This window comes from Streptomyces phytophilus (assembly GCF_013870535.1).
Classification (GTDB): Bacteria; Actinomycetota; Actinomycetes; order Streptomycetales; family Streptomycetaceae; genus Streptomyces; species Streptomyces phytophilus.
Genome location: NZ_JACBXC010000671.1, coordinates 1 through 3,312, shown reverse-complemented (window position 1 = coordinate 3,312; position 3,312 = coordinate 1). Strand labels below are relative to the sequence as shown.

The window sequence follows — 3,312 nt, the reverse complement described above, 5'->3', positions numbered from 1 at the left end:
GGGTGCCACGTACTCGGGGGAGCCGACGACCTCGCCGGTCGCGGTGAGCGCGGTGGAGCCGGCGAGCGCGGCGATGCCGAAGTCGGTGAGCACGGCGCGCGCGTGCGGCTCCCCGGGGCGCAGCAGGACGTTCGCGGGCTTGACGTCGCGGTGGTGGATGCCGGCGGCGTGCGCGGCGGTCAGCGCGGCGAGCACGTCGCGGCCCAGGCGCGCGGCCTCCTGGGGCGGCAGCGGTCCCGCCGAGCCGAGCCGGTCGCCGAGGTTCGGACCGGGCACCAGCTCCATGACGAGCCAGGGGTGCGGCTCGGCGGCGACGATGTGGTGGATGGTGACGACGTGGGGGTGGTTCAGCCGGGCCAGCGCGCGCGCCTCGCGCAGCACCCGTTCCCGTACGGTCCGGGCGTCGTGGGCGGGATCCGGCGACCGCACCTCCTTGAGCGCCACCTCGCGCTCCAGGACCGTGTCGCGCGAGCGCCACACCGTGCCCATGCCGCCGCTGCCGAGGCGTTCGATCAGCTCGAACCGCCCGTCGATCAGTGCCCCAGGCCCCCCGCTCATACTTCGAGAGCCTAACGGCCTGCGGCCGTCGGCCGATCAGGCGGTCGGTGTGCGCGTACCGGCCGTCAGTCCGCCGCGGGCGGCGGCAGGTGGAACACGGCCCACACGACCTTGCCCCGCAGCGCGCCGTCCAGCGGGTGCCAGCCCCAGCTGTCGCTGAAGGAGTCGACGAGATACAGCCCGCGCCCCGACTCCGCGCCCACGTCGGCGACCCCGGCCACCGGACTCGCGGTGCTCGGGTCGCGTACGGCGCACACCAGCCGGGACGCCCAGCGCATCAGGTGCAGCCGCACCGCCGCGTCCTGCCCGGAGCCGCCGTTCAGGGCGTGCCGGAGCGCGTTGGTGACCAGCTCCGAGACGACCAGTGCGACATCGTCGCTGAGGTCGGTCAGCTCCCAGTGCCGCAACGTGGTGTGGGTAAAGGCGCGCGCGCCGCTCACGGACTCGTGGCTGCCGGATATCGCACAGGACGCGGCACCGTCGACGGCGCCGGAGTCGAGCGGGGGCAGCCCTCGCCATAAGGGCGCGAGCACGGCTGCTGCTTCGGTCCCCATGCGCGGCACTCCCCAGTCGCGTGCGTGTCTGTCGTCACCGTGCGGATGCCCATGGTTCCGAATGCCTTTGGCAGATGCAAGGGCAGATGCACGTGCACGAGCGAGGAATGTCTAGCAACTTACCGGTTCATGGGCATTGCCCGGCAAGATTTTCTCGGTTGGGTAACCGTTCGGGCACGCAATGATACGGAGTGGTGGCAGTATGGGCCGGTGGCGCCGGGGGCGCGCTTGTAGTGCCATGTCCTTTGTAAGTGCCATGTCGCCGAGGTGGGTGGAGGGCTCCGATGGCCGTGGACGGATCAAGCGGATCGGTCGTGCGCCGTATCCTGCTGGGCTCTCAGCTCAGACGGTTGCGGGAAGAGCAGGGGATCTCGCGCGACGCCGCCGGATACGCGATCAGGGCCTCGGAATCCAAGATCAGCCGGATGGAGCTGGGCCGGGTGAGTTTCAAGAGCCGAGACGTGGAGGACCTGCTCACGCTGTACGGCGTGACCGATCAGACCGAGCGCGACGCCCTCGTCGGCCTCGTCAGCGAGGCGAACACCGCCGGGTGGTGGCACAGCTACAGCGATGTGCTGCCGGGCTGGTTCCCCACCTATGTGGGACTGGAGTCGGCCGCCGCCGGGATCGACGTGTACGAAGTCCAGTTCGTGCACGGCCTGCTGCAGACGGAGGAGTACGCGCACGCCGTCGTCACCGCGGGCCTGCCCATCTCGCCCGCCGAGGCGGACAAGCGCGTGGGCGCCCGGCTGGAGCGGCAGAAGCGGCTGTACGCCGAGCACCCCGCCGAGCTGAAGGCGGTGCTCGACGAGGCCGCGATCAGCCGCCCGTACGGCGGCCGGCAGGTGATGCGCAAGCAGTTGCAGCACCTGCTCGACGCCTCCGAGATGCCGAACGTGTCGCTGCGGATCATTCCGCTGGCGCAGCACGGCCACACCCCCGACTCCGGCGCCTTCACGATCCTGAGCTTCCCGGAGGAGGACCTCTCCGACGTCGTGTACGTGGAGCATCTGACGAGCGCGCTCTACCTGGACAAGCCGGAGGACGTCGCGACGTACACGAAGGCCATGGACCTGCTGCGCGTCGCCGCCCAAGGCGAGGCCGAGTCGCGGGAGTTGCTGCACCGGCTCATCCGGGAGGTGTAGGGAGGCACCGGGCGGTGCATTTCGCGCACCAGTACGATGGCGTGTCAGCGGTCACAGCCGTGCCCGCCGTCCGCCGTGCGCAGGGGTGCAGCCTCGCTCATGTCTCTCTTCTCCGACCTGGCCCTGCAGTACATCGACGGCAAGTGGTGCCCCGGCGCCGGCTCGTGGGACGTCATCGACCTCGACCCGTACACCGGTGAGCAGCTCGCCGCCGTCACCGTCGCGACCGCCGCCGAGGTGGACGCCGCCTACCGCGCGGCGGAGCGGGCGCAGCGGCTCTGGGCGGAGCGCTCGCCGTACGAACGGCGGCTGGTCTTCGAGCGGGCGCTGCGGCTCGTCGAGGAGCGCGAGGAGGAGATCACCCGTGCGATCGTGGCGGAGCTGGGCGGCACGCGGCTGAAGGCCGCGTTCGAGATCGCCCTCACCAAGGACGTGCTGCGCGAGTCCGTGTCGTACGCGCTGCGCGCCGAGGGCCGGGTGCTGCCGTCGCCGACGCCCGGCAAGGAGAACCGCGTCTACCGGCTGCCCGCGGGCGTCGTCGGCGTCATCAGCTCGTACAACTTCCCGCTCTTCCTGGCCGCGAAGTCCGTGGCGCCCGCGCTCGCGCTCGGCAACGGCGTGGTGCTCAAGCCGCACAGCTACTCGCCCGTCGTCGGCGGCACGCTGCTGGCGTGGCTGCTCCAGGACGCCGGGCTGCCGCCCGGACTGCTGAACGTCGTCGTCACCGACACCGCCGAGATCGGCGACGCCTTCATCGAGCACCCGGTGCCGCGCGTGCTGTCCTTCACCGGCTCCACCGAGGCCGGCCGGCACGTCGCGGGCGTCGCCGCCCGGCACTTCAAGCGCACCGTGCTGGAGATGAGCGGCAACTCGGCGATCGTCGTGCTCGCCGACGCCGACGTCGACTACGCCGTGGACGCCGCCGTCTTCAGCCGCTTCGCCCACCAGGGGCAGGTCTGCATGGCCGCCAACCGGGTGCTGGTGGACCGCGCGGTGCTGGCGGAGTTCGCGGAGAAGTTCGTCGCCAGGGCCGGCGCGCTGACCGTCGGCGACCC

At 71.6% G+C, this 3,312-nt stretch carries 4 protein-coding genes; 2 read left to right on the top strand and 2 right to left on the bottom strand.

The genetic code is table 11. The annotated features are described in order from the left end of the window. Positions 1 to 558: serine/threonine-protein kinase (locus H5J30_RS23275; protein ID WP_181789331.1), on the bottom strand; the 558-nt coding region annotated here is incomplete at its 3' end. A 65-nt stretch (positions 559 to 623) separates the two neighbouring features. Next, positions 624 to 1,112 (bottom strand): ATP-binding protein, encoded by a 489-nt coding sequence (locus H5J30_RS23270; RefSeq protein WP_181789330.1) that lies wholly within the window; start codon positions 1,110 to 1,112, stop codon positions 624 to 626. Positions 1,113 to 1,396: 284 nt separating this feature from the next. Here H5J30_RS23270 and H5J30_RS23265 point away from each other — a divergent pair, with 284 nt between their 5' ends. Together H5J30_RS23265 and H5J30_RS23260 are read left to right on the top strand one after the other, a co-directional pair. After that, entirely contained in the window at positions 1,397 to 2,257 is an 861-nt protein-coding gene (locus H5J30_RS23265) for a helix-turn-helix domain-containing protein (protein ID WP_181789329.1), read from the top strand. A gap of 99 nt (positions 2,258 to 2,356) precedes the next feature. Continuing rightward, positions 2,357 to 3,312: aldehyde dehydrogenase family protein (locus H5J30_RS23260; RefSeq protein ID WP_181789328.1), on the top strand; the 956-nt coding region annotated here is incomplete at its 3' end.

Bases quoted from the DNA above. Each gene is read 5' to 3' on its own strand.
- H5J30_RS23270 (WP_181789330.1), bottom strand. From the start codon at position 1,112: ATGGGGACCGAAGCAGCAGCCGTGCTCGCGCCCTTATGGCGAGGGCTG.
- H5J30_RS23265 (WP_181789329.1), top strand. From the start codon at position 1,397: ATGGCCGTGGACGGATCAAGCGGATCGGTCGTGCGCCGTATCCTGCTG.